Source organism: Synechococcus sp. H55.10 (genome assembly GCF_047502715.1).
GTDB lineage: Bacteria > Cyanobacteriota > Cyanobacteriia > Thermostichales > Thermostichaceae > Thermostichus.
The window spans coordinates 1-992 of record NZ_JANSJJ010000074.1; the positions used below are offsets into that span (position 1 = coordinate 1).

Annotated in this window: 1 pseudogene; it reads right to left on the reverse strand. The window is 47.6% G+C overall.

Annotated elements, in window-relative coordinates:
- Positions 1 to 357 precede the first annotated feature (357 nt).
- Positions 358 to 992 (reverse strand): annotated as a pseudogene (locus tag NW858_RS05635) (hypothetical protein); the annotation flags it as partial.

A 992-nucleotide genomic window follows, 5' to 3' on the forward strand; every position in this document is an offset into this window, starting at 1 on the left:
CACGTAGTCCAGCTCCTCTCCTATGGGACAAGGCAGGATGCAAACTGTACCCGTGCTGTTCCTGAGCATACTCCTCAGCTCATGTTGAGTTAAGTTCTTGTCCTGGCCATCCAGCACAAACTTTTGAGCTGGCCTACCTGGTTCCTGAAAACGCCAAGGCTGCTGTGGATAAATCCCCCGATCATTGCTAAGAACTCGCCGCCACAGGTTAACCAGGTTGCTAAAACGAGTGATCTGAGGGCTACAGCGGTAGTTATTTTTTAACTCTCGGGGACTTGGAATCTCGAGAGAATGACTCGGCAACAAGTAAGCATGGATATGCTTGTAGAGATGGCTCCTTAGAGCATCCCAACGAAATCATGTAGGATTGATCGTTTGCAAGGGATCCCCAGCAAAAGCATAAGGTAAACGCTCGATAGCCCAATCCAGCTTATATTTTCCCCAAGGTGACAAGCAGAAAACAATATTCAGCTCAAGCTGGGTAAAGTCTTGAACCTCATCACAGAAAATGACCGGATGAATTGATCTAAGACAACCATTCTGTAGGACATCTCTAGCCAAATCTTGATCGTCCCAGTAGCCTTCGTAGGTAGTTCGTTCCTGATAACCTCGCCAAACTTGCTTGTATATTCGATCAAAGACTTCTACATCTACAGTGCGGTCAGCTTGAGGCAATTCCCGATAGCAATCTGGATCCAAGTAGTCGCTTACTTCATAGCCCTTGATCAGAGTGCGAATCGTATGCCAAGCTAACTCTATATCGCTGCGGCCGCGGTACCAGCTCCGAAATCGATAAAAATTGACATATCGCTCCAGTTGATAGCGTTCTTGTCTCTCCGGCGGAAGACAGCTCAACAGGTAGTCCTGGAAGGTGCTAAAGAAAGCTTGACATCGCCCAATTTCCTCTTCTGAGAAGTCACTGCCTCTCTCTCGGTAACGATGGTTGACCCGCAAAATTGTACTTACCTTGCTGCGGGCTTGCTGTACTAGAC